25 protein-coding genes are annotated in these 24,923 nt (G+C 66.0%); 16 read left to right on the forward strand and 9 right to left on the reverse strand.

Features of this window, described 5'->3' with window-relative positions; translation table 11 throughout:
* The first annotated feature begins 8 nt into the window (after positions 1–8).
* Positions 9–959, forward strand: coding sequence for a glutathione synthase (gene gshB, locus AC1DGP_RS14385; RefSeq protein ID WP_441490442.1), 951 nt, complete (start codon positions 9–11; stop codon positions 957–959).
* 65 nt (positions 960–1,024) lie between these two features.
* Here the strand turns inward: gshB and AC1DGP_RS14390 are convergent, their stop codons facing one another.
* Positions 1,025–1,813, reverse strand: a complete 789-nt coding sequence (locus AC1DGP_RS14390) for a HesA/MoeB/ThiF family protein (protein WP_113518359.1) — start codon at positions 1,811–1,813, stop codon at positions 1,025–1,027.
* A 160-nt stretch (positions 1,814–1,973) separates the two neighbouring features.
* Here AC1DGP_RS14390 and AC1DGP_RS14395 point away from each other — a divergent pair, with 160 nt between their 5' ends.
* From AC1DGP_RS14395 to AC1DGP_RS14450, 12 genes are all read left to right on the forward strand, one after another.
* Positions 1,974–2,975, forward strand: coding sequence for a BMP family lipoprotein (locus tag AC1DGP_RS14395; RefSeq protein WP_113518360.1), 1,002 nt, complete (start codon positions 1,974–1,976; stop codon positions 2,973–2,975).
* Positions 2,976–3,036: 61 nt separating this feature from the next.
* Positions 3,037–3,774, forward strand: a complete 738-nt coding sequence (locus AC1DGP_RS14400) for an MBL fold metallo-hydrolase (RefSeq protein ID WP_441490444.1) — start codon at positions 3,037–3,039, stop codon at positions 3,772–3,774.
* Positions 3,771–5,297 carry an ABC transporter ATP-binding protein gene (locus AC1DGP_RS14405; protein ID WP_441490445.1) on the forward strand — a complete coding sequence of 509 codons (1,527 nt, stop codon included), beginning with the start codon at positions 3,771–3,773 and terminating at the stop codon, positions 5,295–5,297. The genes AC1DGP_RS14400 and AC1DGP_RS14405 overlap by 4 nt, the downstream gene beginning before the upstream one ends.
* Positions 5,294–6,394: an ABC transporter permease gene (locus tag AC1DGP_RS14410; protein ID WP_441490446.1), complete on the forward strand. Its 1,101-nt coding sequence runs from the start codon at positions 5,294–5,296 to the stop codon at positions 6,392–6,394. The genes AC1DGP_RS14405 and AC1DGP_RS14410 overlap by 4 nt, the downstream gene beginning before the upstream one ends.
* A gap of 2 nt (positions 6,395–6,396) precedes the next feature.
* Positions 6,397–7,371 carry an ABC transporter permease gene (locus AC1DGP_RS14415; protein WP_441480867.1) on the forward strand — a complete coding sequence of 325 codons (975 nt, stop codon included), beginning with the start codon at positions 6,397–6,399 and terminating at the stop codon, positions 7,369–7,371.
* The gene (locus AC1DGP_RS14420; RefSeq protein ID WP_441490447.1) at positions 7,371–7,784 is read left to right on the forward strand and encodes a cytidine deaminase; all 414 of its coding nucleotides are present in this window, start codon (positions 7,371–7,373) and stop codon (positions 7,782–7,784) included. Before AC1DGP_RS14415 ends, AC1DGP_RS14420 begins: the two co-directional genes overlap by 1 nt.
* Before the next feature lie 57 nt (positions 7,785–7,841).
* Positions 7,842–8,654 carry a purine-nucleoside phosphorylase gene (locus tag AC1DGP_RS14425; RefSeq protein WP_476767929.1) on the forward strand — a complete coding sequence of 271 codons (813 nt, stop codon included), beginning with the start codon at positions 7,842–7,844 and terminating at the stop codon, positions 8,652–8,654.
* A gap of 2 nt (positions 8,655–8,656) precedes the next feature.
* On the forward strand, positions 8,657–9,418 hold the full coding sequence (gene deoC, locus AC1DGP_RS14430) for a deoxyribose-phosphate aldolase (RefSeq protein WP_441490449.1): 762 nt from the start codon (positions 8,657–8,659) through the stop codon (positions 9,416–9,418).
* Entirely contained in the window at positions 9,418–10,746 is a 1,329-nt protein-coding gene (gene deoA, locus AC1DGP_RS14435; RefSeq protein WP_441506320.1) for a thymidine phosphorylase, read from the forward strand. The genes deoC and deoA overlap by 1 nt, the downstream gene beginning before the upstream one ends.
* On the forward strand, positions 10,743–11,687 hold the full coding sequence (locus AC1DGP_RS14440; RefSeq protein WP_441506321.1) for a 2-hydroxyacid dehydrogenase: 945 nt from the start codon (positions 10,743–10,745) through the stop codon (positions 11,685–11,687). The genes deoA and AC1DGP_RS14440 overlap by 4 nt, the downstream gene beginning before the upstream one ends.
* Positions 11,688–11,789: 102 nt before the next feature.
* A complete protein-coding gene (locus tag AC1DGP_RS14445) occupies positions 11,790–13,148 on the forward strand; it encodes an esterase-like activity of phytase family protein (protein ID WP_476832241.1) in 1,359 nt (452 codons plus the stop codon).
* Between the two features lie 214 nt (positions 13,149–13,362).
* Positions 13,363–13,725: an SPW repeat protein gene (locus AC1DGP_RS14450; RefSeq protein ID WP_441506323.1), complete on the forward strand. Its 363-nt coding sequence runs from the start codon at positions 13,363–13,365 to the stop codon at positions 13,723–13,725.
* A 66-nt stretch (positions 13,726–13,791) separates the two neighbouring features.
* Here AC1DGP_RS14450 and AC1DGP_RS14455 read toward each other — a convergent pair whose 3' ends face one another.
* From AC1DGP_RS14455 to nth, 4 genes are all read right to left on the reverse strand, one after another.
* A complete protein-coding gene (locus AC1DGP_RS14455) occupies positions 13,792–14,598 on the reverse strand; it encodes an ATP-binding cassette domain-containing protein (protein ID WP_441506324.1) in 807 nt (268 codons plus the stop codon).
* A 15-nt stretch (positions 14,599–14,613) separates the two neighbouring features.
* Complete coding sequence (locus tag AC1DGP_RS14460) at positions 14,614–15,855, reverse strand: sugar ABC transporter permease (RefSeq protein ID WP_441506423.1); 1,242 nt, start codon at positions 15,853–15,855, stop codon at positions 14,614–14,616.
* 64 nt (positions 15,856–15,919) lie between these two features.
* Positions 15,920–16,969, reverse strand: a complete 1,050-nt coding sequence (gene xylF, locus AC1DGP_RS14465; RefSeq protein WP_441506325.1) for a D-xylose ABC transporter substrate-binding protein — start codon at positions 16,967–16,969, stop codon at positions 15,920–15,922.
* Between the two features lie 104 nt (positions 16,970–17,073).
* Positions 17,074–17,775, reverse strand: a complete 702-nt coding sequence (gene nth, locus AC1DGP_RS14470; protein WP_476832242.1) for an endonuclease III — start codon at positions 17,773–17,775, stop codon at positions 17,074–17,076.
* A gap of 20 nt (positions 17,776–17,795) precedes the next feature.
* Here nth and AC1DGP_RS14475 point away from each other — a divergent pair, with 20 nt between their 5' ends.
* The gene (locus tag AC1DGP_RS14475) at positions 17,796–18,335 is read left to right on the forward strand and encodes a DUF2244 domain-containing protein (RefSeq protein WP_476767936.1); all 540 of its coding nucleotides are present in this window, start codon (positions 17,796–17,798) and stop codon (positions 18,333–18,335) included.
* Between the two features lie 68 nt (positions 18,336–18,403).
* The gene (locus tag AC1DGP_RS14480) at positions 18,404–18,790 is read left to right on the forward strand and encodes a YybH family protein (protein WP_476832243.1); all 387 of its coding nucleotides are present in this window, start codon (positions 18,404–18,406) and stop codon (positions 18,788–18,790) included.
* 90 nt (positions 18,791–18,880) lie between these two features.
* Here the strand turns inward: AC1DGP_RS14480 and AC1DGP_RS14485 are convergent, their stop codons facing one another.
* Entirely contained in the window at positions 18,881–20,092 is a 1,212-nt protein-coding gene (locus AC1DGP_RS14485) for an HD-GYP domain-containing protein (protein WP_441506329.1), read from the reverse strand.
* 160 nt (positions 20,093–20,252) lie between these two features.
* Entirely contained in the window at positions 20,253–20,855 is a 603-nt protein-coding gene (locus AC1DGP_RS14490; RefSeq protein ID WP_476832244.1) for a class I SAM-dependent DNA methyltransferase, read from the reverse strand.
* Between the two features lie 199 nt (positions 20,856–21,054).
* Between AC1DGP_RS14490 and AC1DGP_RS14495 the strand changes: the two genes are divergently transcribed.
* The gene (locus AC1DGP_RS14495; RefSeq protein WP_441490505.1) at positions 21,055–21,957 is read left to right on the forward strand and encodes a methylated-DNA--[protein]-cysteine S-methyltransferase; all 903 of its coding nucleotides are present in this window, start codon (positions 21,055–21,057) and stop codon (positions 21,955–21,957) included.
* Positions 21,958–21,969: 12 nt separating this feature from the next.
* Here AC1DGP_RS14495 and AC1DGP_RS14500 read toward each other — a convergent pair whose 3' ends face one another.
* Both AC1DGP_RS14500 and AC1DGP_RS14505 read right to left on the reverse strand, forming a co-directional pair.
* A complete protein-coding gene (locus tag AC1DGP_RS14500; RefSeq protein WP_441506331.1) occupies positions 21,970–23,595 on the reverse strand; it encodes a hypothetical protein in 1,626 nt (541 codons plus the stop codon).
* Positions 23,596–23,890: 295 nt separating this feature from the next.
* Positions 23,891–24,919: a proline racemase family protein gene (locus AC1DGP_RS14505; RefSeq protein WP_441490462.1), complete on the reverse strand. Its 1,029-nt coding sequence runs from the start codon at positions 24,917–24,919 to the stop codon at positions 23,891–23,893.
* Positions 24,920–24,923 lie beyond the last annotated feature (4 nt).

Here is a 24,923-nt window from a genome sequence, read left to right on the forward strand (position 1 = left end):
CCTTGCCCATGACCCTTGCCGTCGCCATCCAGATGGACCCCATCGAACGCGTCAGGATCGCCGGCGATACCGGCTTCGCCCTGATGCTGGAGGCGCAGCGGCGCGGACACAGCCTCTACACCTACACGCCCGACAAGCTCTCTCTGCGGGACGGCAAGGTCACCGCGCCGATCCGGCCGGTCGAGGTCCGCGATATCGATGGCGATCATTTCACCCTCGGCGCCGAGGAGCGCACCGATCTCTCGACGCTCGATGTCGTGCTGCTCCGGCAGGATCCGCCCTTCGACATGGCCTATATCACCTCCACGCACATGCTGGAGCGCATCCATCCGAAGACACTGGTCGTCAACGATCCCGCGCAAGTGCGCAACGCGCCCGAGAAAATCCTGGTCACACATTTCCCCGAACTGATGCCGCCGACCCTGATCACCCGCGACAGGGCCGAGATCGAGGCCTTTCGCGAGGAGTTCGGCGAGATCGTGATGAAGCCGCTTTACGGCCATGGCGGCGCGACGGTGTTCAAGACCGGGAAGGGCGACCCCAATTTCGGCTCGCTGTTCGATCTCTTCTCCGGGATCTTCAAGGAGGCCTGGGTGGTCCAGCGCTTCATGAAGGAGGTCAGCGCCGGCGACAAACGCATCCTGCTGGTGGACGGCAAGGCGGCAGGCGCGGTCAACCGGGTGCCGGCCGACGGTGACCTGCGCGCCAACATGGTGCGCGGCGGCGCCGCCGCACCGACCGACCTCTCCAAGCGCGAGCTCGAGATCTGCGAGGCGATTGGCCCGACGCTGCGCGAGCGAGGCCTGATCCTGGTGGGCATCGACGTGATCGGCGGCAATCTCACCGAGATCAACGTCACGGCGCCGACGGGCGTGCGCGCCGTCAAGAAGCTGGGCGGGCCGGATATCGCCGCCCAGGTCTGGGACGCGATCGAGGCGAAGGTGAGCAGCCGAGGCTAGGGCCCCCACCGCACCGTCAGGCTCCGGCCTGTCGTGGCCGACAGCGCAGCATCGGGGCTGAAGGCTCAGGCGCTCCTGGCGACCGCCGTCCCGTTCAACGGATTGGCGGCATCCCAGTCGTAGCGCATCGTATCGAAGCGCATCGTCATCGCGTCGACGAGCAGGAGCTTGCCGACCAGCGGCTCCCCGAAGCCGGTGATTGCGCGAATCACCTCCAGCGCCATCAGCGAGCCCATCACGCCGGCGAGCGCGCCAAGCACACCGGCTTCGGCACAGGGTGCGACCGTGCCAGGCGGCGGCGGATTGGGAAAGAGGCAGCGATAGGTCGGGTTCGGCCGCCCGTCCGGCCGCTTCTCATGCGGGCGCAGCGTGGTCAGCGACCCATCGAAGCGGCCAAGGGCCGCGGTGACCAGCGGCTTCTTCTCGTAGAAGCAGGCATCGGCGACGGCGTAACGCGTCTCGAAATTGTCGGTGCCGTCGGCGATCACGTCGTAGAAGGCAACCATGGCGCGGGCGTTGTGCGGGTCGATGCGGGTGACATGCTCCTCGACCGCGACATGCGGGTTGAGCCGCTTGATGAAGCCGGCAGCCGCAACCGCCTTGTTCGCGCCGAGGTCGGCAGTGCTGAAGATGGTCTGGCGCTGCAGGTTGGAAAGCGAGACATGATCGGCGTCGACGATACCGATCATGCCGACACCCGCGGCGGCAAGATACTGGATCAGCGGCGCGCCAAGCCCGCCCGCGCCGATCACGAGTACGCTGGTGGATTTGAGTTTGGCCTGCCCCGGACCGCCGATCTCCGGCAGCACCAGATGGCGCGCATAGCGTTCGATCTCGTCACCGTGCAGGCTCATGCATCAGAGTTAAGCCGAACCGCTGGATTGGGCAATCGTGGCGTTGGCGGGGCCAAGGGAAATGGCCTGCAGCCCGGCTTGGCCGGGCGAGGAAGCCGTGCCATCGTGCGCACAGGCAGGGGCGGAGAAACCGCGCCGCGCGTTCACAGGGGAAGCACATATGCGGGTCAGATCTCTTGCGCTGGCGCTAGCGGGCGTCGCCTTTTCGGCTCTCGCCGCCATGGCGCAAACCGCAATCAAGCCGGCGGTCGTTTATGACAAGGGCGGCAAATTCGACAAATCCTTCAACGAAGCCGCCTTCATCGGCGCCGAGAAATTCAAGAAGGAAACCGGTGTCGAGTTCCGCGATTTCGAGCCGACCAACGAGGCGCAGATCGAGCAGGCCCTGCGGCGCTTCGCACGCGACGGCCATTCCCCGATCATCGCGGTCGGCTTCAGCCAGGCGACCGCCCTGCAAAAGGTGGCAGCCGAATTCCCCGACCTGAAATTCACGATCATCGACATGGTTGTCGACCTGCCGAACGTACAGTCGGTCGTGTTCAAGGAGCATGAGGGCTCCTATCTCGTCGGCCTGCTCGCCGGGATGGCATCCAAGAGCGGCAAGGTCGGGTTCGTCGGCGGCATGGATATCCCGCTGATCCGGAAATTCGCCTGCGGCTATGTCCAGGGCGTCAAGGCGGCGAAGAAGGATGGCGAGGTCTTCCAGAACATGACGGGCTCGACGCCCTCCGCCTGGAACGACCCGGTGAAGGGCGGCGAGCTTGCCAAGTCGCAGATCGACCGCGGCGCCGACGTGATCTACCACGCAGCCGGCGGCACCGGCATCGGCGTGCTGCGCGCGGCGGCGGATGCCGGCAAGCTCGGCATCGGCGTCGATTCCAACCAGAACGCCCTGCAGCCGGGCAAGGTGCTGACCTCGATGCTGAAGCGCGTCGATGTCGCGACCTACGCCTCCTTCAAGGCGGCCCGCGAAGGCAGCTGGAAGCCGGGCATCTCCGTGCTCGGGCTGAAGGAGGACGGCGTCGCCTGGGCGCTCGACGATGCCAACCGGGCCTTGATCACGCCCGAGATGAAAGCCGCCGCCGACAAGGCGCGCGATGACATCATCGCCGGCACGGTGAAGGTGCACGACTATATGTCGGACTCTAAGTGCACGATGTGAGGAACGGGCGCATGCCGCCCTCTCCTTCTCGGGGAGGGCGGCGCTTCGGGGCCGCATCCGGATGAAGATCACCATTCTTGGCTCCGGCGACGCCTTCGGATCGGGCGGGCGTTTCAACACCTGCCTGCTCGTCGAGGCCGTCGGCGAGCGCATGTTGCTCGACTGCGGCTCGTCGAGCATGGTCGCGCTGAACAAGGCGGACGTCGCCCGCAATCCGATCTCGAGCCTGCTGTTCACGCATTTCCACGGCGACCATTTCGGCGCGCTGCCGGCCTTTCTGCTCGATGCGCAATTCGTCTCGCGCCGGAACGAGCCCCTGACCATCGCAGGGCCGGCCGGAATCGAACACCGAGCGTGGCATGCGCTGGAGGCCGATTTCCCCGGCGCCTCGGCCAATCCCTGGCGCTTCCCGATCCGTTTCGTCGAGGTGACGCCGGAAGCACCGGCGATGTTGGCCGGGCTCGCGATCACCGCCTTCCCGATGGTGCATGACGAGCGCGCCGGCCCTTGCCAGGGCTATCGACTGGCACGCGACGGCAAGGTCTTTGCCTTTTCCGGCGATACGGCCTGGAGCGATGAGCTGATCTCCTTGGCCGCCGGAGCCGATGTGCTGCTTGTCGAGTGCTACAATTACGACCGGCCGCTGGCCAACCATCTCGACTACAAGACACTCGCGGCACGGCGCGGCGATCTCGCGACCCCGCGCATCGTGCTGACCCATATGGGGCCGGGCATGCTCGCCCATGACGGCCCGTTGCCGGAAGAGCGGGCCCATGACGGCATGGTGATCGTGCCATGAGCGTTCCCGCCATCGAACTGATCGCGATCAGCAAGCGCTTCGGCCCGGTCCTGGCCAACAAGGACGTCTCGCTTTCCATCGCCGCCGGCTCAATCCACGGCATCGTCGGCGAAAACGGAGCCGGCAAATCGACGCTGATGTCGATCCTCTACGGTTTCTATGAGGCCGATTCCGGCGAGATCAGGGTCGCAGGCCAGCCCTTGCGTATTCGCAGACCGGCGGACGCGATCACGGCCGGCATCGGCATGGTCCATCAGCATTTCATGCTGGTCGAACCACTCAGCGTCGTCGAGAACGTCGTGCTCGGCGCGGAGGGCGGCAAGCTGCTCAAGGGCGGCATCGCCAGGGCACGGGCCGAGCTTGCGCGCCTCTCCCGGGATTATGGCCTCGCCATCGACCCGGACGCCATCGTCGGCGATCTCTCCGTCGGCTTTCAGCAGCGCGTCGAAATCCTGAAGGCGCTCTATCGCGGCGCCGAGATCCTGATCCTCGACGAACCCACCGCCGTGCTGACCCCATCGGAAGCCGACCAGCTCTTTGCGCTGCTGCGATCACTGAAGGCGCAGGGCAAGACGGTGATCCTGATCACCCACAAACTGCGCGAGGTCATGGATGTGACCGACACCGTCTCGGTGATGCGTCGGGGTGAGATGATCGCGCATGTCGAAACCGCCCGGACCTCGCCTCCCGAGCTTGCCGAAGCGATGGTCGGACGGCGCGTGCTGCTGCGGGTGGAGAAGACGGAGCATCCGCGCGGGGCCCCCGTTCTGGAGGCTGCCGGCCTCGGTTTCTATGACGAGCGTGGTTGCGAGAAGCTCAGCGATGTCAGCCTGACGCTGCATGCCGGCGAGATCGTCGGCATCGCCGGCGTCGCCGGCAATGGCCAGAGCGAATTGCTCGAGGTGCTTGCCGGCCTGCTCCAGCCCTCGCGCGGCGTCATCCGGCTCGACGGCGAGATCCTCAACGCCGGCGACCGCACGCCCGCCAATCTGCGCGAACTCGGGGTGATGCATATTCCCGAGGACCGCCACAGGATGGGACTGGTCACCGCCTTTCCCGCGGCCGAGAACAGCATCCTCGGCTACCAGGACGACCCGGCCTTCGGACCAGGCCCCTTCCTCTCGCCGACCAGGATTGCAGCGCACGCGTTTGCCGGCATGACGGCCTATGATGTGCGCCCGGCAGACCCGTCCCTGAAGGCCGCGAAATTCTCGGGCGGCAATCAGCAGAAGATCGTGCTGGCCCGCGAGATCGAGCGCGCACCAAAGGTCCTGCTCGTCGGCCAGCCGACACGCGGCGTCGATATCGGTGCGATCGAGTTCATCCATCGCCGCCTGATTGCGCTGCGCGATGCCGGAGTGGCGATCCTGCTTGTTTCGGTCGAGCTCGAGGAGGTGATGGCGTTGTCCGACAGGATCCTGGCCATGTGCGGCGGCCGGGTCACCGGCGAGCGAGCGGCCGAGGCCACCAATGAGCGCGATCTCGGCCTGCTGATGGCCGGTGTGAACCAGGAAGCCGCATGAGCGCCACGCCGATCGACCTGCCCCGCTGGGCCGATGCCGGGCTGGTTCCGCTGGTCAGCGTCACTGCGGCGCTCCTTGTCGCCGGACTGGTGGTGCTCGGCATCGGCGAGAGCCCCTTGGAAGCCACGGCCCTGCTTCTCAAGGGTGCCCTCGGCAGCATCGAGGGCTTGGGTTTCACGCTCTACTACACCACGAATTTCATCTTCACGGGCCTCGCCGTCGCCGTCGCCTTCCATGCCGGGCTGTTCAACATCGGCGGCGAGGGCCAGGCGACCGTCGCCGGCATCTTCCTCGCGCTGGCTTGCCTCTGGCTCGCGCCGCTGCCCGGCATCCTGCTCGTGCCGCTCGCCATCCTGGCGGGAGCGGCAGGAGGCGCGCTCTATGGTTTCATCCCCGGCTGGCTGCAGGCGACGCGCGGCAGCCACGTCGTCATCACCACGATCATGTTCAATTTCCTGGCGGCGACGCTGAGCGTCTATCTGCTCGTCAACGTGATGGGGAAACCTGGTTCGATGCAGGCCGAAACCCCGGAATTCGCCGGGCACGCCGTGTTGACGCCGATGCACCAGTTGCTCGCGCCGCTCGGGATCAAGCTGCCGGCGACCCCGCTCAACACCGCTTTCCTGCTCGCGCTCGCCGCGCTCGTCGCAATCTGGGCACTGATCTATCGCTCGCGCCTCGGTTACGCGATCCGCACCGTGGGCGCCAATCCACGCGCTGCCGCCTATGCCGGCATTTCGCCCGCCCGGATGACCATGGTCGCGATGGCGCTCTCCGGCGCCCTGGCTGGCGGGCTCGCGGTCAACGAGGCGATGGGCGTGCAGCACCGCCTCCTGATCGATTTCACGGCCGGCTACGGTTTCGTCGGCATCGCCGTCGGGTTGATGGGGCGCGGCCACCCGATCGGCGTCGCGCTCTCAGCCTTCCTGTTCGGCGTGCTCTATCAGGGCGGAGCGGAACTCTCCTTCGACAAGCCGACCATTACGCGGGACATGGTCGTCGTGATCGGCGGCGTGGTCATTCTCTTTGCCGGGGCGCTCGACGGGCTCTTTCGCAAGCTCGTCGCCAACGCCCTCCGACTCGGCCGGGTGGCCTAGCCATGGACTGGCTCACGACCATCGCCGTCATCCTCGATTCCACGATCCGACTGTCGATTCCGCTGCTCTGCGCGGCACTCGCCGGGCTATGGTCCGAACGCTCCGGCGTCGTCGATATCGGGCTGGAAGGGAAGATGCTGGTCGCGGCCTTCGCTTCGGCCGTCGCAGCCTTCGTGACCGGCTCCGCCTGGGCGGGGCTCGGCGCCGGCATCCTGGCCTCGGTCCTGCTCTCGCTCGTCCACGGCTTCGCAGCGATCACCTGGCGCGGCAACCAGATCGTCTCCGGCGTCGCCATCAACATGCTGGCGGCGGGCGTCACCGTGGTGCTCGGCAATGCCTGGTATGGACAGGGAGGACGGACCCCGCCGCTCGAAGGGGCAGCGCGCTTCGGCGATCTCACCCTTCCCTTCGCCAGGGCCATGCGCGAACACGTCCCCGTCCTCGGCCTTCTCTACGACGAGGTTATTTCCGGCCATGGGGCACCGGTCTATCTCGCCATCCTCGCGGTTCCGATCACCGCCTTCGTGCTGAAGCGCACACGCTTCGGCCTGCGGCTGCGCGCCGTCGGCGAGAACCCGGCAGCCGTCGATACCGCCGGCATCTCGGTCGCCGGGCTGCGCTATGGCGCGGTGGTGATCTGCGGCGTGCTTTGTGGGCTGGGCGGCACCTATCTCGCCGTTTCGCAATCGGCCGGTTTCCTGCCGCAAATGACGGCGGGAAAGGGCTTCATCGCGCTCGCCGCCGTGATCTTTGCGAATTGGCGTCCCTGGCCGGCGCTGGGGGCCTGCCTGCTCTTCGGGCTGCTCGATGCCATCGCGATCCGGCTGCAGGGCGTGCTGCTTCCTGGTATCGGACAGGTTCCCGTCCAGGCGATCCAGGCCCTGCCCTATCTTCTCACCGTCATCCTGCTTGCTGGTTTCATCGGCAAGGCCGTGCCACCGAAGGCCTCCGGCCTGCCCTATGTGAAGGAGCGTTGATGAGCGAGTCTGCGCCCAATTTCGACGCCCTCTTCGCCACGGCCAGGCGCGCGCAGATCCGGGCCTATGCGCCCTATTCCGCATTCCGGGTCGGCGCCGCCATCCTCGATGACAACGGCGCGATCCATTCCGGCTGCAATGTCGAGAACGCCTCCTATCCCGTCGGGCTCTGCGCCGAGGCCGGCGCCATCTCCGCGATGATCGCGGCGGGCGGACGGGCGATCCATGCCGTTCTGGTCCTTGGCGACGGCGAGGAGCTGGTCACCCCGTGCGGTGCCTGCCGTCAGCGCATTCGCGAGTTCGCTGCCCCGGAAACACCCATCGCGATTGCGGGCCCCGATGGCGTGCGTGCCCGGTTTTCGCTCGCGGAGCTGTTGCCAGCCTCGTTCGGACCGGCCAATTTGCGCACCTGATTTGCGCAGGCCCGCGCGCATCCGTGCGCAGGCCGACCCCGATACCGAGGCATTGGAATGGCGGCTGACCCGAGTTTCGACAAGGCAGCGGGAACGCTGATCGACCGCGGCGTCGACGGTGGGATCGACTGCGCCTTCGTACTCGGCACCGGGCTCGGCCGCATCGTCGACGATGTGGTCGACCCGGTCGTCATTCCGTTCGCGGAGATCCCGGGATTCCCGCAGGGCCATGTCTCGGGCCATGCCCGCGCCGTCTGCTATGGCACGCTGCACGGCAAGCGCGTCCTGATCTTCCAGGGGCGGGCGCATTTCTACGAAACCGGAGATCCTGCGGTGATGCGCGTGCCGATCGGCATGCTGACAGCCTTCGGCTCGCCGCCACTGGTCCTGACCAATGCATCGGGCTCGCTGAAGCCGGACCTGCGGCCCGGCGGCCTCGCCCTGATTACCGACCACATCAATCTCAACGCGCCGAACCCGCTGATCGGCGATACCGGCGATGGGCGTTTCGTGCCGATGGTCGATGCCTATGATCCGCATCTGCGGGCACGCCTGAAGAAGGCGGCGGCCGCTTCAGGGGTCAATATGGGCGAAGGCGTCTATATGTGGTTCTCGGGGCCGAGCTTCGAGACGCCAGCCGAGATCAGGATGGCGAAGATGCTCGGCGCCGATCTCGTCGGCATGTCGACCGTGCCGGAGGTCATCATCGCGCGCCGGCATGGCGTTCGCGTCGCCGGTATCTCGGTGATCACCAATATGGGCGCGGGTATTCTTGGCGGCGCGCCGAGCCACGGGGAGACCCGTGACGTTGCGGCGGCCGCGTCGACGGGCCTGCGCCGCCTGTTCCGCTCTTTCCTGGCGGAGCTCTAGAGATGGCCGATCTTGAAGCCGCGGCCCGTGCACTGAGTCTCCTCGACCTGACCGATCTCTCGGACCAGGCGAGCGAGGCCGGCACCCTGCAACTTTGCGCGCGCGCCGTCGCTGCGCCTGGCCCCGTTGCCGCCGTCTGCATCTGGCCGCGCTTCGTCGAGATTGCGCGCAAGGCGCTGCGCCATTCGACCGTGAAGATCGCGACCGTGGTCAATTTCCCGGCCGGGGGCAGCAACTGCACGCTGGTTGCCGGAGATGTCGCGGAAGCACTGGGGGACGGCGCCGATGAGATCGACCTCGTCCTGCCCTGGCGCGCCTTCCTCGATGGCGACAGCGACATTGCCCGCGAGATGGTTGCGAGCGCCAAGGACCAGTGTGGCGACAGGCTGCTGAAGGTCATCCTTGAAACCGGCGAATACCCTGATCTCGACGCGGTGAAGCGAGCCTCAATGCTCGCGATTTCGGCCGGGGCCGACTTCATCAAGACCTCGACCGGCAAGACCGCCCATTCCGCCAGCCTGCCGGCGGTCGAGACCATGCTGGCCGTCATCAAGGCAGCCGGACGACCGGTCGGCATCAAGCCCTCAGGCGGCATCAAGACGCTTCCCGACGCAAACGCCTATCTTGCGCTGGCCGACAAGGCGATGGGACCAGATTGGGCGAAGCCCTCCACCTTCCGCATCGGCGCCAGCGGCCTGCACCAGGTCCTCGTCGACATCATCGAGGGCAAGACCGCCGGCGAACGGATCGACGGGGCCTATTGATGCGACTGCCTCAGGAGATCATTGCCGCCAAGCGCGATGGCGGCACGCTTCCCGGCGAGGATATCCGCCAGATCGTCGCCGGGCTGACCGACGGTTCCGTCAGCGAGGGCCAGGCCGCCGCATTTGCCATGGCCGTATTCTTCCGCGACATGAACGCCGAGGAACGCGTTGCCCTGACGCTCGCCATGCGCGATTCCGGCACGGTCCTGAACTGGGACGACCTGCCCGGCCCCGCACTCGACAAACACTCGACCGGCGGCGTCGGCGACACGGTCAGCCTGCCTCTGGCCGCGGTCGTCGCGGCCTGCGGTGGCTATGTGCCGATGATTTCGGGACGTGGCCTCGGCCATACCGGCGGCACGCTCGACAAGCTCGATGCCGTGCCGGGATATGTGACGCAACCGGATATCGCGCTGTTCCGCAAGGTGGTGCGCGAAACCGGCTGCGCCATCATCGGCCAGACCGCCGATCTCGCCCCCGCCGACAAGCGCCTCTATGCCATCCGCGACGTGACCGCGACGGTCGAGACGATCCCGCTGCTGGTGTCCTCGATCCTGTCGAAGAAGCTCGCCGCAGGCCTGCACGGCCTGGCCATGGACGTGAAATTCGGCTCCGGCGCCTTCCTGCCCGACTTCAACAAGGCGCATGACCTCGCAGAGGCGCTCGTCGGCGTCGCCAATGGCGCCGGCCTGCCGACAACCGCGCTGATGACCGACATGGCCGAGCCGCTCGCGTCGGCGGCCGGCAACACGCTCGAAGTCGCCTATGCTCTCGACCACCTGACGGGACGCCGGCGCGAACCGCGCTTCCACGAAGTGACCGTGGCACTGGCCGCCGAGATGCTGCTGCTCGGCAAGCTTGCGCATAACCTCGACGAAGCCCGGGCGAAGATCGAGGCAGCTTTCAGCAGCGGCGCCGCCGCGGAGCGTTTCGCCGAAATGGTGGTCGCGCTGGGCGGTCCGGCCGACCTGCTGGAGAAGCCGACAAAGCATCTCGCGCCCGCTCCGGTCGTCCGGGCGGCCTATCCGGCTTCGAGCGGAGCCGTGCGCACCGTCGACACGCGCGGCGTCGGGCTTGCCGTGGTGGCGCTCGGCGGTGGGAGGACGCGCCCGCAGGATGCGATCGACCATGCTGTCGGTCTCGTCGAACTGGCAGGGCTTGGCCAGGATGTCGGGCCGGAACGGCCACTCGCGATCATCCATGCCCGCGACGAGGCCGGCTTCACTGCGGCCGAGGCCCGGCTGCGCCGGGCCTACACACTCGGCGAGGACGCGGCCGGACACGGTCCGCTGATCGCACAACGCATCACGGAGACTTCAGGATCATGAGTCTGCTTCTGGCAATGACCGGCTGGCATATCGAGGATTGGCGGGGGCGTTTTGCCGCCCTGCTGCCGGAACTCCCGGTCGTCACGCTCGGCGAGCCCTTCGACCGCCGCGCCGTGCATTACGTCGCGAGCTGGAAGCATCCCGAGGGAAGCCTCGCAGGCCTGCCCAATCTCGCAGCGATCTTCTCGCTCGGCGCCGGCGTTGACCACATCTTCGCCGATAGCCGCCTGCCGCCGGTGCCGATCGCCCGCGTGGTCGATCCTGATCTGACGACGCGCATGAGCGAATACATCGTACTGCACTGCCTGATGCATCTGCGCCAGCAGCGCCGCTACGACCGTCAGCAACTCGCCAAATCCTGGGAAGACGATCGCAACCAGCCGGCGGCCCGCTCAGTGCGTGTCGGCGTCATGGGGCTCGGTGAGCTTGGGCTCGACGCGGTGCGAAAACTGCAGGTCCTCGGCTTCGACGTCGCCGGCTGGAGCCGCTCGCCGAAGAGTGTCGACGGGCTTGTCACCTTCGCCGGGGAAGACGGCATGGCAGGTTTCCTGGCCCGCACCGACATCCTGGTCAGTCTGCTGCCGCTGACACCGGATACGCGCGGGGTCATCAATGCAAAGCTGCTCGGCGGTCTCGCGCAGGGCGGGCGGCTCGGCGGGCCGTTCCTGATCAATGCCGGTCGCGGCGGCCTGCATGTCGAGACCGATATCCTGTCCGCGCTCGAAACCGGCACGCTGAGGGGGGCGACACTGGACGTGTTCCAGACCGAGCCATTGCCGGCCGATTCCCCGCTCTGGAGCCATCCGGCCGTGACCGTGACACCGCATAATGCCGCGATGTCAGACCCGGAGGCGATCGCGACCCTGATCGCGGCGCAGATCCGGCGGCTGCAGGCCGGCGAAGCGCTGGAGCACGTCGTCGATCCCGCCCGAGGTTACTGAGCGGCCTGCCGCTCCGTCACGCAAGCGTCACGGCACCGTCGTTGTGCTGAGATGCTGCACGGCCAAGCCGGCGCGGTCTTCTTCCCMGCGCCGGAGTGACCCATGCGCCTTGCCCTCGCCGCAGCCCTGCTGCTGTCCTCGACCATGCTCGCCGGTGCGGAGGACGCGCCGAAGGAATTCCCCGCCAAGCTCGTCGGCCATGCCCTCCTGCCGGCCAACACCATCATCCCGGCCCCGGCCGATGCGCCGGCTGACCTCAAGGTCTCCGGCAAGTTCGTCCAGCCCGGCAAACGCGTCGAGGCCGTCGGCACCGTGATGGGTACGTCGGGCGGCCGCCCGACCGGGCTGTCCACGCCATTTGCCGGTCAGCCGGTGCAGGGCTTCTCCGGCATCCGCTCGCTCGGCAATGGCGAGTTCCTGGTGCTGACCGATAACGGCTTCGGCTCCAAGGTGAACTCGCCCGACGCGATGTTGTTCTTCCATCGCCTCAAGGCCGATTTCAACGGCGGCAAGATCGAACGTCTCGCGACCACCTTCCTGCATGATCCCGGCAAGAAGGTGCCGTTCCGCATCGTCCACGAGGGCACCGAGAAGCGCTATCTGACCGGCGCCGATTTCGATCCCGAATCCATCCAGCCAATCGGCGGCAAGTTCTGGATCGGTGAGGAATTCGGACCCTACCTGATCCGCGTCGACGCCGACGGCAAGGTCGAGGCGGTGTTCGAGACCACGGTCGACGGCAAGCCGGCGCGCTCGCCCGACCATTACGCCGTGACGACGCCCGGCGCCCCGAACCTGCCCGTCGAGTTCAATGTGCGCCGCTCCAAGGGCTATGAGGGCATGGCGGCCTCGCCGGACGGGCGCTTTCTTTACCCGCTGCTCGAAGGCCCGCTCTGGAACGCCGAGACCAAGGGCAATGAGGAAGTCGACGGCAAGGAAGTGCTGCGCATCCTCGAATTCGACGTGCAGAACGAGAAGTGGACCGGCCGCTCCTGGTTCTTCCCGCTCGAGCAGAAGGGGCTCGCCATCGGCGATTTCAACATGATCGACGCCACCACCGCCTTGATCATCGAGCGTGACAATGGCGAGGGCACTGCCGACAAGGGCTGCGCGGCCGGCCAGAAGGGCCCGGACTGCTTCCATGACCTCGCCAAGTTCAAGCGGATCGTGAAGATCGAGATGACCGACGCCAATGTCGGCAAGTCGGTGCGCAAGATCGGCTTCATCGACCTGCTGAAGATCGCCGACCCGGACAAGAAGGCGAAGCAGGGTGCCATCGACGGCGTGCTGCCTTTCCCCTTCTTCACCATCGAGAACGTCGATGTCGTCGACCGCGCCAATGGCATCATCGTCGTCGGCAACGACAACAACCTGCCCTTCTCCTCGTCGCGCGACCCGAAAAAGGCCGATGACAACGAACTCGTGCTGCTCTCGGTCAAGGACCTGCTCGCCGCCAAGTGAGCGAGACGGCCCAGCTTGCAACGACTAAGTCGTAGCCAAGTAAGCCTGTCCCGGCGCGCAGCACTCGCAACATCATGGCCGGCCTCGCGCCGGCCATTCTCGTTTCGATCCGGCGAGCTTGAACAGCTGTTCTGGCAACACCACATTTTCCTTAGCAAGCGCCTTCGGGCGCTAGGCATGGTGGTTTGGATGATCGTCACTGTTGGAGGTGATCATGTTGACCGCGAATACGGAAGGCAAACGGCCGCAGGACTTGTGCAATCTTCTCCTCGCCGCGTGCCTGTTCATCTCTCCCTGGATCATGCGTTTTACGGGCGACATGATGGCCGCCCGCAACGCCTGGATCATCGGCATCGTGCTCGCCCTTGTGGCGGTCGCGGCGCTCTCGATGTTCAAGGAATGGGAGGAATGGGTGAACCTGGTGCTCGGCGTCTGGCTGATGGCAGCTCCCTGGGTGCTCGGCTTTACCGGCAACTTCAACGCGTTCTGGACCCACACGATCCTCGGCGTGCTGACGGCTGCCGTCTCGGCCTGGGCTGTCTGGGACTACCGGCACGAGCCGCACGCGACGGCCTGAACGGGTCGCGACACCGCGCGATCTCCTGACCCGCCGCTGCGAGGCGGCGGGTTCTCGTGGCCTTCGCTACGCCTGGCCGCGCAGCGCGCCCGGCCCCGGAGTGGCGCCCGCGGGACATTTCCCTGAGATGATCATCGCCAGCACCTCGTCCTGCGTCACATCGCTGGTGCGGGCAGTACCGACAACCCGGCCGTTCTTCATCACGCTGAGCCGGTCGGCGAGATCGAAGACGTCATGCAGGTCATGACTGATCAGGAAGATGCCGATTCCCTGACGCTTCAGTTCAAGGATGAGATCGGCAACCTGTTTCGTCTCCGCAGGCCCGAGCGCTGCCGTCGGCTCGTCCATGATCAGAACCCGGGCGTTGAAGTAAATCGCGCGCGCGATCGCAACCGACTGACGCTGGCCGCCCGAGAGCGCTTTGACCGGCTCCTTGAAGCGCCGGAAATGCGGATTGAGCCGTCCCATCACCTTGCGCGTTTCGGATTCCATCGCGGAATCATCCAGCGTGTGCCAGGGCGTCAGCAGCTCCCGTCCGAGGAAGATATTGGCTGCGGCGTCGACATTGTCGGCCAAAGCCAGGGTCTGGTAGATCGTCTCGATGCCGTAGCGCTTGGCGTCACGCGGATTGGCAATCGCAGCCGGCTCACCGCTGATGCGGATCTCGCCGGCATCGGCCTGGTAGGCTCCCGACAGGATCTTGATCAACGTCGATTTGCCGGCACCGTTGTGACCGAGCAGGCCGACAACCTCGCCGGCCTTGAGGTCGACACTGACAGTGTCGACCGCCTTGATGCCACCGAAGGCGATCGAGATGTCGCGCATCTCGACGAGCGGTGGGGTCTCGATGTCCCGGGCCGTGGCGAGGCTCATGACGTCCCTCCTCCCTCAGCTCAGCTTGCGACGGTAGAGCCCGTCGAGCCAGACGGCCACGACCAGCACCACGCCGACGACGATGTTCTGCAGCGGCGTATCGACGCCGATCAGCACCATGCCCGATTGCAACGACTGCATCACCAGCGCCCCCAGCATCGCACCCGCGATGGTGCCGACGCCACCGGCAAGCGATGTGCCGCCGATCACCGCCGCCGCAATGACATAGAGCTCGTCGAGGGCTCCGGCCGAATTCGTCGCGGCATTGAGGCGGGCCGTGGAGATGCAGGCGGATATGCCGACAAGCACCCCCATCAACCCGAAGACCAGGGTCAGCACCTTGCGGGTGTTGACGCCGGAAAGCTGCGCTGCCTCGGGATTACCGCCGATCGCGAAGACATAGCGGCCGAACCGCAGCCGCTTGGTCAAGAAGCTCATCACGATGCCGACCGCCAGCGCCAACAGCACGGGAACCGCAAGGCCATGGCCGATGGTCAGCCCGCCCTCCGGCCAGACGAGGCCTCTGGCCTCGACCAGGCGGCGCGCAACGCCGGCCGGCAGAGGATAGGCATTGGCGACCATCACGGTGCCGAGCACGGCGCCGCAGCCAAGCGCGGCAATGGCGCCTTCAGCCCAGATCGGCCGCAGGCCGAAACCGAAGCGCCGCCGCCGGCGGCGGGCAAGCACGATCCCGGCAAGGATCAAGGCGCAGATCACCAGACCGATCGCCCAGGATGCACCCGTGCCGATCGCGCCTTCGATGCCGCCACCAAGGGGGCGGAAACGCGTGTCCATCGGCGCGATGGTCTGGCCCTGCGTCACCCACCAGGCTGCGCCACGCCAGACAAGAAGGCCACCGAGCGTGACGATGAAGGAGGGGATGGCGAGATAGGCTATCAACGCACCCTGGAACAGGCCGAGGACGCCGCCGAGCGCAACGGAAACCAGGATGCTGATGAACCATGTGGCGGGATGCTCGAAGCCAAGCAGCTCCGGCAGCAGTCGCGCCTGGACCAGCCCGACCACCATGCCGACGAAGCCGAGCATCGAACCGACCGAGAGGTCGATATTGCGCGTCACGATGACAAGCACCATGCCGCAGGCCATGACGGCGATCGATGCCGTCTGGACCAGCAGATTCCAAAGATTTCGCGGAGTCAGGAAGGCTCCGTCGGAAAGCCAGTTGAAGCCGAGCCAGATCACCCCAAGCGCGGCGACCATGCCGATCATGCGCGGATCGAACTCGATCTCGCGCATGTGGTCGGCCACGCTCCTTGCGCCTGGCCCCGGCACCTTCTCAGAAACCGGGGCTGGAGCGACCTCAGTCACAAGCCTTGACCTTGCCGGCTGCGACGCCCTGGCAGACAGCGGCCTTTGGAGCCCAGCCCGCCTCGATCACCACACCGAGATTGTCCTTCGTCACCGGTACGGGCTTGAGGAAAAGCGCCGTCATCGCCTGCTTGCTCGGGCCCTGGTTCCAGCTTGCCGCACCCGCGATCTCGGTCAGCTTGGCGCCGCCGGCAAGCTTGATCGCGATCTCGGCCGCATTACGCCCGAGCTCGCGTGCATCCTTCCAGATCGTCACCGTCTGCGTCCCGAGCGCGACGCGGTTCAATGCCGCGCGATCGGCGTCCTGGCCGGAAACCGGTACCGAGCCGGCGAGCCCCTGCGCGGCCATTGCCGCAATGGCGCCGCCCGCCGTGCCGTCATTGGCCGCGATCACCGCGTCGACCTTGTTGGCATTGCGGGTCAGGAACTGCTCCATGTTGCGTTGGGCGTTCGCAGGGAGCCAGCCGTCGGTAAAAGCCTCGCCGACATTCTTGATCTTGCCGGAATCGATTGCCGGCTTCAGAATCTCGACGGAGCCCTGATAGAGGAAGCCCGCATTCGGATCGGAGCTCGATCCCTTGATGAAGACGAAGTTTCCTTCCGGCTTCGCCTTCTGGACCTCGCGCGCCATCATGCGACCGACCTCGACATTGTCGAAGGTCAGGTAGAAGGCCTGCGGAATCTCGATCAGCCGGTCATAGCCGACGACTGCAATGCCTTCATTGACCGCCTTCTCGACGGCGGGCCGGATGGCCTGCGCATCCTGGGCCAGGACGATCAGGGCCTTGGCACCACGGGCGATCAGGCTTTCGACATCGGTGAGTTGCTTGGCGGGAGAGGATTGCGCATCGGCCGAGAGATAGGTGCCGCCGACCTTCTCGATCGCCGCCTTGATCGCGGCCTCGTCGGTCTTCCAGCGTTCTTCCTGAAAATTCGACCAGCTGACCCCGACGACCGGGCCCTTCGTCTGGGCAAAGGCAGGCGAGAATCCGCCCGCTGCCGCCAGGGTAACACCGGCGGCAAGCATCATATTTCTGAGCATGGCAATCTCCCGCGATTCCTCTGGCCGTGCGCTCTCTTGGGGGATCGCCTGGTCAGCGTCCGGAGCGCCTCACATTCAGAGGACAGCCTATCGCGAGAAAGGCGTCAAGCCACCCGCTTGTCGGGGGAGTCGCAGAGATCGTTGAGCAGGCAGCGGCCGCATTCGGGGCGCAGTGCCTTGCAGATGTAGCGACCATGCAGGATCAGCCAATGATGGGCATGGCGGCCGAATTCCGGCGGCACCGCCTTCTCCAATCCCATCTCGACTGCAAGCACGGTCTTGCCCGGCGCGATGCGCAGGCGATTGGCGATGCGGAAGACATGGGTGTCGACGGCGTGGGTGATCTCGCCGAAGGCGATGTTGAGCACGACATTGGCGGTCTTGCGCCCGACGCCAGGCAGGCTTTCGAGCGCGGCACGGTCGGCAGGGACCTCGCCACCGAACTCCGCAATCAGCTTCTCGCTGAGCAGGATGACATTCTTCGCCTTGGTGCGGAAGAGGCCGATCGTCCTGACCAGCTCGCGCACCTTGTCCTCGCCGAGCGCCACCATCTTCTGCGGCGTGTCGGCAAGCTCGAAGAGCTTGCGCGTCGCCTTGTTGACGCCCACATCGGTCGCCTGCGCCGACAGCACGACGGCGACCAGCAAAGTGAAGGCGTTGGTCGCCTCGAGTTCGCCCTTGGGCTCGGGATTGGCGGCCTGGAAGCGCAGAAAGATCTCACGGATGCCCGCCGCGCTGCGCGGTCTCGGTGTCGTGATCTTTGCCAGGCCCTGGGCGCGGCCCGCGGGCCTGTTCCGTTCGCTCATGTGGGCGTTATAATTACGCGATGAGCATCGGCAAGCACGATCGCGATGGATATGCCGGAGAGCGGACGCAGGCCTCGGAGCGGCCGGTCTTCGACGCGACCATTACTCCGCATCGCTCGCTCGGCCGGAACGGCTTTCGCATCGTGATGACGCTCGTCTGCCTCGCCAGCATCGTCTCCTCGATTCCCTTCGTCGTGCTGGGCGCCTGGCCCGTCGCCGGCTTCTTCGGCCTCGACATCCTCGCACTCTTCATCGCCTTCAAGGTCAATTTCAACGCGGCGCGCGCCTTCGAGCGCATCGTGGTGACGCCGCTCGAGGTGCTGCTGCGCAAGGTTTCGCATCACGGCAAGGAGGCTGTCTGGCGCTCCAATCCAGCCTGGACCAAGCTCGAGAGGGAGCGAGACGAGGATTACGGGCTGATGGGGCTCTCGCTGGTCTCGCGTGGCCGCAGCGTATCGGTGGCTGCCGCGCTCTCTCCGCAGGAGCGGGAGGGGTTCGCGGATGCACTCGGCGCCGCGCTCGCCAGGGCAAGGCGGGGTACGGATTTCAGCGCGGCGTGAAGGCCGGCAACCTGCCGCACCCAGCAATCATGGCTCTGCGCCGGTCATCGACCCTTGAAGGAGGCGGCATGAGTGATGACGAGAGGGAGATTCGAGCGCTCATCGAGAAATGGCTCACCGCAAGCAAGGCTGGCGATGTGGCATCGGTGCTCGAGCTGATGACGGAGGATGCCATTTTCATGGTTCCGGGGCAGGCCCCGTTCGGCAAGGCGACGTTCGCCGCGATGTCCGACACCATGAGCGACCTCAAGATCGAAGGGAGCAGCACGATCGACGAGCTGAAGGTCCTCGGCGACTGGGCTTTCGTGCGCAGTCATCTCGACATGACCGCAACATCTCTCGCCACAGGCTCATCGCGGCACAGGACCGGCTACACGCTGACCMTGTTCAAGAAGGAGCCGGACGGGCGCTGGAAGCTCGCACGGGATGCCAATCTGCTGACCGAGATGGGCTGATCCGAATGTGGCGGAAGCGGCAGGCGATCCACTCCAGACTTGAAGGACTGTGGCCGGAATGCGAGCCGAACAGGCCGTCTGAGTCGCGACCTAGGGGCCGTCCGAGAACGTCCGGTGGATCGTCTCGAAGCTGGCGGCGATCTCCACGAAGACATCGGTCAGCGCAGGATCGAAATGGCGCCCTCGGTCGCCAACGATGATCTCGACCGCCTGGGCGTGCGGGAGCGCCGACTTGTAGGCCCGCTCGGTGACGAGGGCGTCATAGACATCGGCGATCGCCATCAACCGCCCCGAGAGAGGGATCTCCTCTCCCTTCAATCCTCGTGGATAGCCGCTGCCATCCCATTTCTCGTGATGGCTATGGGCGATCTCCATGGCCAGGCTAAGGAACGAGCTCACTCCGCCGAGATGCCGCTCGGCCTCGGCGATGGCCTGCCGGCCCAACTCGGCATGCGTCTTCATCACGGCGAACTCGTCCGCGTCGAGCTTACCTGGCTTGAGCAGGATGCTGTCGGGGATGCCGACCTTGCCGATATCGTGCAGTGGCGCGGATTTGTAGATAAGATCGACCATATCCGTGTCGAGCACCTGCATGTACAGGCCCCGGTCGCGCGAAGCCCTGGCGAGGGCACGAACATAATGCTGGGTGCGGCGGATGTGGTTTCCCGTCTCGCTGTCCCGGGTCTCCGCCAGCGATGCCATTGCCAGGATGACTGCCTCTTTCGCCCGCACAGCCTCTTCCTTGGCTGCCCGGAGCGAGTTGAGGAGGGCGACATTGGTCATCGCGACAGCAGCGCTGTTGGCGATGCGCTTGAGCACGATGACGCTGGCTTCGGACGGCGGCTGCTTGCTTGCCCAATAGGCTCCGATTGCAGCGACGGGGTCCTCCGGTCGAACCGGAACCATGACGAGGCTGCGTACGAATGTCGGACGATAGGCCGCGCGCGGGATACGGCTGTCGGCATAGATATCGTCGATGACGACGACTTCGCGATGCCCCATCGCCCAGCCGGAAATGCAGGATTCGAAGGGAAAGCGCTGGCCCTTCCAGAGCGGCGCGATCGCATCCTCGTCGGCATAGTAGCATTGGTCGCCTTCGCGCAGGACGAAGGTGATTCCGTCTGCCCCGACAAGCCTTCGCGCGCTGCCCCGCACGATCGCCATGATCTCGTCGAGGCCCCGCGCCATCGACAGGCTCAGGGATAGCTCCTCGAGGTCAGTCAGCGGGACGTCGTAAGGGACGTCCTTGGGCGGAGCCCGCATGTCGCTGCCGAGGTTAAGCAGATGAGGCGGCTCGCTCATGGAACAGCTCGATGATTCGCGACATGACGCTAGGGAACCAAGGCCTACCACAAGATGGAGTACACGCCTTCACGTCGTCTTCGACATATGCAGGAATGTCATTAACAAGCAGTACAATACTGCCCCGACAGGAGTGCAGGTTTCAATTGCGGACCGGTGGCTATCTCAATCTTGCGAGCCAGATCGTGTGCCCGCCGCAGTCCGGGTCCTCGGCGACATGGGACAGGACGTCGAAGCCGTTCTCGTCGAGCAGGGCCCCGTACTCCGCCGGGGCCAGGCTGCCGTGATAGAGCCGCTCACCCTCGAAGGAGCCGATTGCCTCGCCCTGCCGGGGCCCGCTGGTGAACATCAGCGCCGCGCCCGGCGCAGCATGCTCTCTGAAGATCGGGAACATCGGTCGCTGGTCTTCGGGGGTGAGATGAAAGAAACTGTCCCAGGCGATCAGCCCGTCGAAGCGGCGCTTCAGTGAAAGCTTGCGCATGTCGCCGATCTGCCAGTCATTGGCCGGGAAGCGTTGCCTGCAGAGATCGATCAGAGGGGCCGAGGCATCGATGCCGGTCACGCGATAGTCACTCTCGATGAAATAGCGCGCAATCGGCTCCGCGGCGCCGCAGCCGATATCGAGAATCGATGCCCCGGCCGGAAGGAGCTGCAGGAAGCGATCAAGCCAGGCCTTTTCGACAAGCGTCCTCGATCGTAGCTCGTCGAAGGCCCGGGCATGGCGCTGGTAGAGGCCGATGATGTCCTGGTCGGGACGGGACATGGTGGCAGACGGCTCGAATCGCGTGGCAAGGCCGCAGAGCTTGCCAGCTTTCGGGTGGAGGCGGCATCCTCCCGGCCCTAGATTCCCGGTCATGATCCATGACACGAGGCTCACGACCATGAACGCTCAGGTCCCGATGAAAACGGCAATGACACCCACCCGCTTCTCCAATGCCGTGCTCGCCCGCGCCGCGCAGGCCATGCCGGCGGAGGCGGATTTTCCCGCCGCTGCGCCCGGGTCCGACTACGATACCGTCCGGCGTATCCTGGCCTACATCACGGAGAACTGGCGCGAGCAGCCGACGATCGAGGCGATCGCGGACGCTGCCGGCGCGACACCGACCGACGTGCACCATCTCTTCCGGCGCTGGTGCGGGCTGACCCCCAAGGCCTTTCTGCAGGCGATCACGCTCGACCATGCCAAGGGCCTGCTCGGATCATCGGCCAGCGTGCTCGACACGGCGCTGGAGGTTGGGCTCTCCGGCCCCGGCCGACTGCATGACCTCTTCGTCACGCATGAGGCGATGTCGCCCGGCGAGTGGAAGAGCGGGGGCGAGGGCCTGCGCCTCTCCTACGGCTTCCATGAATCCCCCTTCGGCGAAGCACTGATCGTCGTGACGGAACGCGGGCTCGCGGGGCTCGGCTGGGTCTCGACCAGCGTCGATGGCGGCAAGGTCGTTGGCGGCCGGGCGGAGGCCCTGGCCGACATGATGCGGCGCTGGCCGCATGCCGATTATCGCTTCGACCCCGCCTCGACCCGGCCCTATGCCGGCCGGATCTTCGACCCGAAGGCCTGGGCCGCCGAGACGCCATTGCGGGTCGTGCTGATCGGCACCGATTTCGAGGTGCGCGTCTGGGAGACCCTGTTGAAGATCCCGGTCGGCAGGGCGACGACCTATGGCGATGTCGCCTGCCATCTCGGCCGGCCAACGGCGGCTCGGGCGGTCGGCATGGCAGTCGGCAAGAACCCGATCTCCTTCGTCGTGCCCTGCCATCGCGTCATCGGAAAGTCCGGGGCCCTGACCGGCTATCACTGGGGCCTGACGCGCAAGCGCGCCATCCTCGGTTGGGAGGCAGGGCAGACCGGCGGGGTGACGGCCTGAGAGGCAGTTCCCTTACGCCTTCAGATACATGTCCCAGCAGGGGGCCAGCGCGACCAGCCGGCGCCCTTTCAGGGCCTCCGAGAAATGCGCGGCGATGGTCTCGCGCGCCGTCGTCAGAGGGCATTTCGGAACCAGGACGGCATCGACCTGTTTCAGGCTTTCCAGCGTTGGCGGATCGATCTCCGGCGTGGTCCGGCCGGGATCGACACCGATCGGCACGCCTCGCGGCGGCCTGCGGTCGAGCAGCTGGTTGAACGGATCGGTGAAATCGAGCGTGAAGAGGCTGTCGAGCCGGCGCCCATTGGCCGCTTCCCAGGCGCGGATCGCCGTGATGCCCTGCTGCACTTCGAGCAGCCAGGTCGCCTGATAGTCGATCTCCGAATAGAGAATGTAGGAGGGCAGTTCGCCGCGCTCGGCAAGATCGCGATAGCCCGCCTGCTGCGCCGCGTAATGTGCGAGCATGATCACCGCACGTTCGGCGATGTCGGGCTTGACGCTGACCCGACCGAGGGGGCCGAGATCGGGCACGGCAAGCGCCTTGTAGTTCACCGCACCAAGGACCGCGCGCGTGCTGCGCTCGGCGAAGATCAAGGCCGACGGTAGGGCAACCACCAGGGCCAGCACCGTCACGATCCTGCCGAGCCGGTCGGTGCGACCGCTCCATTCCGCCAGGATCACCAGAAGGACGGGCCAGAGCCCGATGAATTCGAGCGAACCCGTGTTTTGGGTCTCGAACAGGGTCAGCGCCAGCAGAACCGCGGCGAACCATCCAAGCGGCGCGGCCAGGAGCCCGTGCAATCGGGCCCGGGAAAGCCTGCCGCCCTCCAGCCAGGCAGCGTAGGCCAGCGCGACAAGCAGCAGCAGGCTCGGCCCGACGACATTGAACTTCACCGAAGCGACGGTGAGAAAGCGCGGCAGCAAGGCGCCGGTGTTCAGGCCGAGCAGGGTCAGGATGTCATCGACATAGGCGCGCACGATGCCGGTCACGAAATCGAGCGGCGCGAGCACGGCAATGACCAGCGCTGCGGCGACGGACGCGTCGCGCAGGCGCATCCGTCCGGACAGAACCGCATAGCCGACGAGGAACGTCCCCGACACCGCTCCCGTGACCTTGACCAGGAAGAGGGTGAGCATCAGCAGGACGACAAGCCCCACTTGCAGGCGGCGCGCCTCGACGAAGAGGAGTGTCGACACGAGCAGGTAAAGCAGGAGGCTGATATGGCGGTTATAGTGCCCGAAGCCATCGAAGCCTGGCATCGGATACAGGCTGTGCAGGTTGATCGGCAGCGACGCGAACAACAGGAAAGGGAGCAGCAGGGCCAGAGCTTGGCCACGCGAGCGCTGCCCGACATGGGCAGCAATCAGCGCCATCATTGGCAAGGCGACCGGCAAGATGCCCCAGTTCGCCAGCAGCATCGGCTGCGCCTGCGGAAACAGGGCGTGGAGCCAGGTCACAAGATAGTAGCCGAGAGGGCCGACAGGAGCGAAAAAGTCGATATTGGGCAATTGCCCAACCTCGATGCGTTGCGCAGCATCGAGATAGATGTTCGTGTCCCAGTAGTTGGGCCCCAGCGGCAGGCGCAGGGGCAGCATCAGGCCAATGACAACCGCTGCTGCGAACGCGACCAGCCAGATCATCGGTGCTCCAGCGAGCCGACTTAACATCTGCACGACGCCAAGCGCGGAGCCGGGCCTTCTGCCCTCTCTCATGTCCCCAACCGTCATGCCTAGATCCTTGGCCTCACAGCCAACATGACAGAGAAACCTTACTCGTATCCTGCACAAGCCAAGGCCAATGCACTCTGCGGTCGAGTGAAGGGGCCCGCGCCCGGCGATCTCGCGGCGGCCATGTGCAGCGCCGAGCGGGGCTCAGCCAACGAAGACGGTCCGAAGCATGGCGCCGCCGACGACAGCGGCCGGCCGCAGATCGTTATCATCCGTCGCGGAGAGGACTGATCTCCGCGAAGCGGGCAGGCAAAGCGAAACCCAGTCCGAGCGGATCGTCGGCCTCGATAATGAAGGCGCCCTCGCCTGCGAGGTAGCTGAGGCCGCCGACCTCGACGGTGACCGCTCCCTCGGCGGGATAGGCAGCAGGCCCGAGGACACGCCCCGAGAAACGCCCGCCTGTGATACTGCGGAAACTCCGTGTCCGCCCCAACCCGACCAGCCCCTTGGCGTGGTCGAGCGCCATGCGGGCGGTCACGCCCGAGCCGGTCGGTGAGCGGTCGATCTGCTGCTCGGCGAAGATGCAGAGGTTGAAACTGGTCTCGCCCGGTCCGGCCTCGTCGGTCACGATCGTCCCGTAGAGAAAGCCGAGATCGGGCTCGGTGGGATGCGTGATCGGCGCGCCGGCCCGCACAATGTCGGTGAGGGCAGCAGCAGCCTCGGTCAACTGCTCGACCGGGGTTTCGAAGAGATCGAGCCCGAAGCGTGAAGCCGGAAGGATGCAGTAGAAGGCTCCGCCATAGGCGATGTCGGTCGTGACGCTTCCGAAGCCGGGCACCTCGACCACACGGTCGCGGGCATGGACGAAGGCCGGCACACTCTCGAAGCGCACCTCCCCGACCTTCCCGTCGGCGACGTCGCAGGCGAGCCGCAGCAGGCCGCAGGGCGCCTCGATGGCAAAGTGCGTGACGGGCTCGACCGCTGGCACCAGGCCGCGCTCGATCGCATAGCGGCCGAGCGCGATGGTGGCGTGGCCACACATCGTCGAGTAGCCCTCGTTATGAGTGAAGAGCACGCCGAAGGCAGCCTCGGGATGGCTCGCCTCGACCGGAATGACACCGTACATTCCGGCATGGCCGCGCGGTTCCAGCATCATCGCACGGCGCAGCTGATCGTGGCTGTCGCGCGCCTGTCGACGCTTGTCGAGAATCGTCGCGCCGGTCAGCTCGGGATAGCCGCCCGTAACGATGCGCACCGGCTCGCCGCAGGTGTGGTAGTCGAGATAGCTCAGGCGCATTGGC

The sequence above is a fragment of the Allobosea sp. 05T433 genome (assembly GCF_056396065.1).

Excerpts from the sequence above, each read along its gene's own strand:
- gshB (WP_441490442.1), top strand. The coding sequence starts at position 9 with ATGACCCTTGCCGTCGCCATCCAGATGGACCCCATCGAACGCGTCAGG.
- AC1DGP_RS14390 (WP_113518359.1), bottom strand. The coding sequence starts at position 1,813 with ATGAGCCTGCACGGTGACGAGATCGAACGCTATGCGCGCCATCTGGTG.
- AC1DGP_RS14395 (WP_113518360.1), top strand. The coding sequence starts at position 1,974 with ATGCGGGTCAGATCTCTTGCGCTGGCGCTAGCGGGCGTCGCCTTTTCG.
- AC1DGP_RS14400 (WP_441490444.1), top strand. The coding sequence starts at position 3,037 with ATGAAGATCACCATTCTTGGCTCCGGCGACGCCTTCGGATCGGGCGGG.
- AC1DGP_RS14405 (WP_441490445.1), top strand. The coding sequence starts at position 3,771 with ATGAGCGTTCCCGCCATCGAACTGATCGCGATCAGCAAGCGCTTCGGC.
- AC1DGP_RS14410 (WP_441490446.1), top strand. The coding sequence starts at position 5,294 with ATGAGCGCCACGCCGATCGACCTGCCCCGCTGGGCCGATGCCGGGCTG.
- AC1DGP_RS14415 (WP_441480867.1), top strand. The coding sequence starts at position 6,397 with ATGGACTGGCTCACGACCATCGCCGTCATCCTCGATTCCACGATCCGA.
- AC1DGP_RS14420 (WP_441490447.1), top strand. The coding sequence starts at position 7,371 with ATGAGCGAGTCTGCGCCCAATTTCGACGCCCTCTTCGCCACGGCCAGG.
- AC1DGP_RS14425 (WP_476767929.1), top strand. The coding sequence starts at position 7,842 with ATGGCGGCTGACCCGAGTTTCGACAAGGCAGCGGGAACGCTGATCGAC.
- deoC (WP_441490449.1), top strand. The coding sequence starts at position 8,657 with ATGGCCGATCTTGAAGCCGCGGCCCGTGCACTGAGTCTCCTCGACCTG.
- deoA (WP_441506320.1), top strand. The coding sequence starts at position 9,418 with ATGCGACTGCCTCAGGAGATCATTGCCGCCAAGCGCGATGGCGGCACG.
- AC1DGP_RS14440 (WP_441506321.1), top strand. The coding sequence starts at position 10,743 with ATGAGTCTGCTTCTGGCAATGACCGGCTGGCATATCGAGGATTGGCGG.
- AC1DGP_RS14445 (WP_476832241.1), top strand. The coding sequence starts at position 11,790 with ATGCGCCTTGCCCTCGCCGCAGCCCTGCTGCTGTCCTCGACCATGCTC.
- AC1DGP_RS14450 (WP_441506323.1), top strand. The coding sequence starts at position 13,363 with ATGTTGACCGCGAATACGGAAGGCAAACGGCCGCAGGACTTGTGCAAT.
- AC1DGP_RS14455 (WP_441506324.1), bottom strand. The coding sequence starts at position 14,598 with ATGAGCCTCGCCACGGCCCGGGACATCGAGACCCCACCGCTCGTCGAG.
- AC1DGP_RS14460 (WP_441506423.1), bottom strand. The coding sequence starts at position 15,855 with ATGCGCGAGATCGAGTTCGATCCGCGCATGATCGGCATGGTCGCCGCG.
- xylF (WP_441506325.1), bottom strand. The coding sequence starts at position 16,969 with ATGCTCAGAAATATGATGCTTGCCGCCGGTGTTACCCTGGCGGCAGCG.
- nth (WP_476832242.1), bottom strand. The coding sequence starts at position 17,775 with ATGAGCGAACGGAACAGGCCCGCGGGCCGCGCCCAGGGCCTGGCAAAG.
- AC1DGP_RS14475 (WP_476767936.1), top strand. The coding sequence starts at position 17,796 with ATGAGCATCGGCAAGCACGATCGCGATGGATATGCCGGAGAGCGGACG.
- AC1DGP_RS14485 (WP_441506329.1), bottom strand. The coding sequence starts at position 20,092 with ATGAGCGAGCCGCCTCATCTGCTTAACCTCGGCAGCGACATGCGGGCT.
- AC1DGP_RS14490 (WP_476832244.1), bottom strand. The coding sequence starts at position 20,855 with ATGTCCCGTCCCGACCAGGACATCATCGGCCTCTACCAGCGCCATGCC.
- AC1DGP_RS14495 (WP_441490505.1), top strand. The coding sequence starts at position 21,055 with ATGCCGGCGGAGGCGGATTTTCCCGCCGCTGCGCCCGGGTCCGACTAC.
- AC1DGP_RS14500 (WP_441506331.1), bottom strand. The coding sequence starts at position 23,595 with ATGATCTGGCTGGTCGCGTTCGCAGCAGCGGTTGTCATTGGCCTGATG.
- AC1DGP_RS14505 (WP_441490462.1), bottom strand. The coding sequence starts at position 24,919 with ATGCGCCTGAGCTATCTCGACTACCACACCTGCGGCGAGCCGGTGCGC.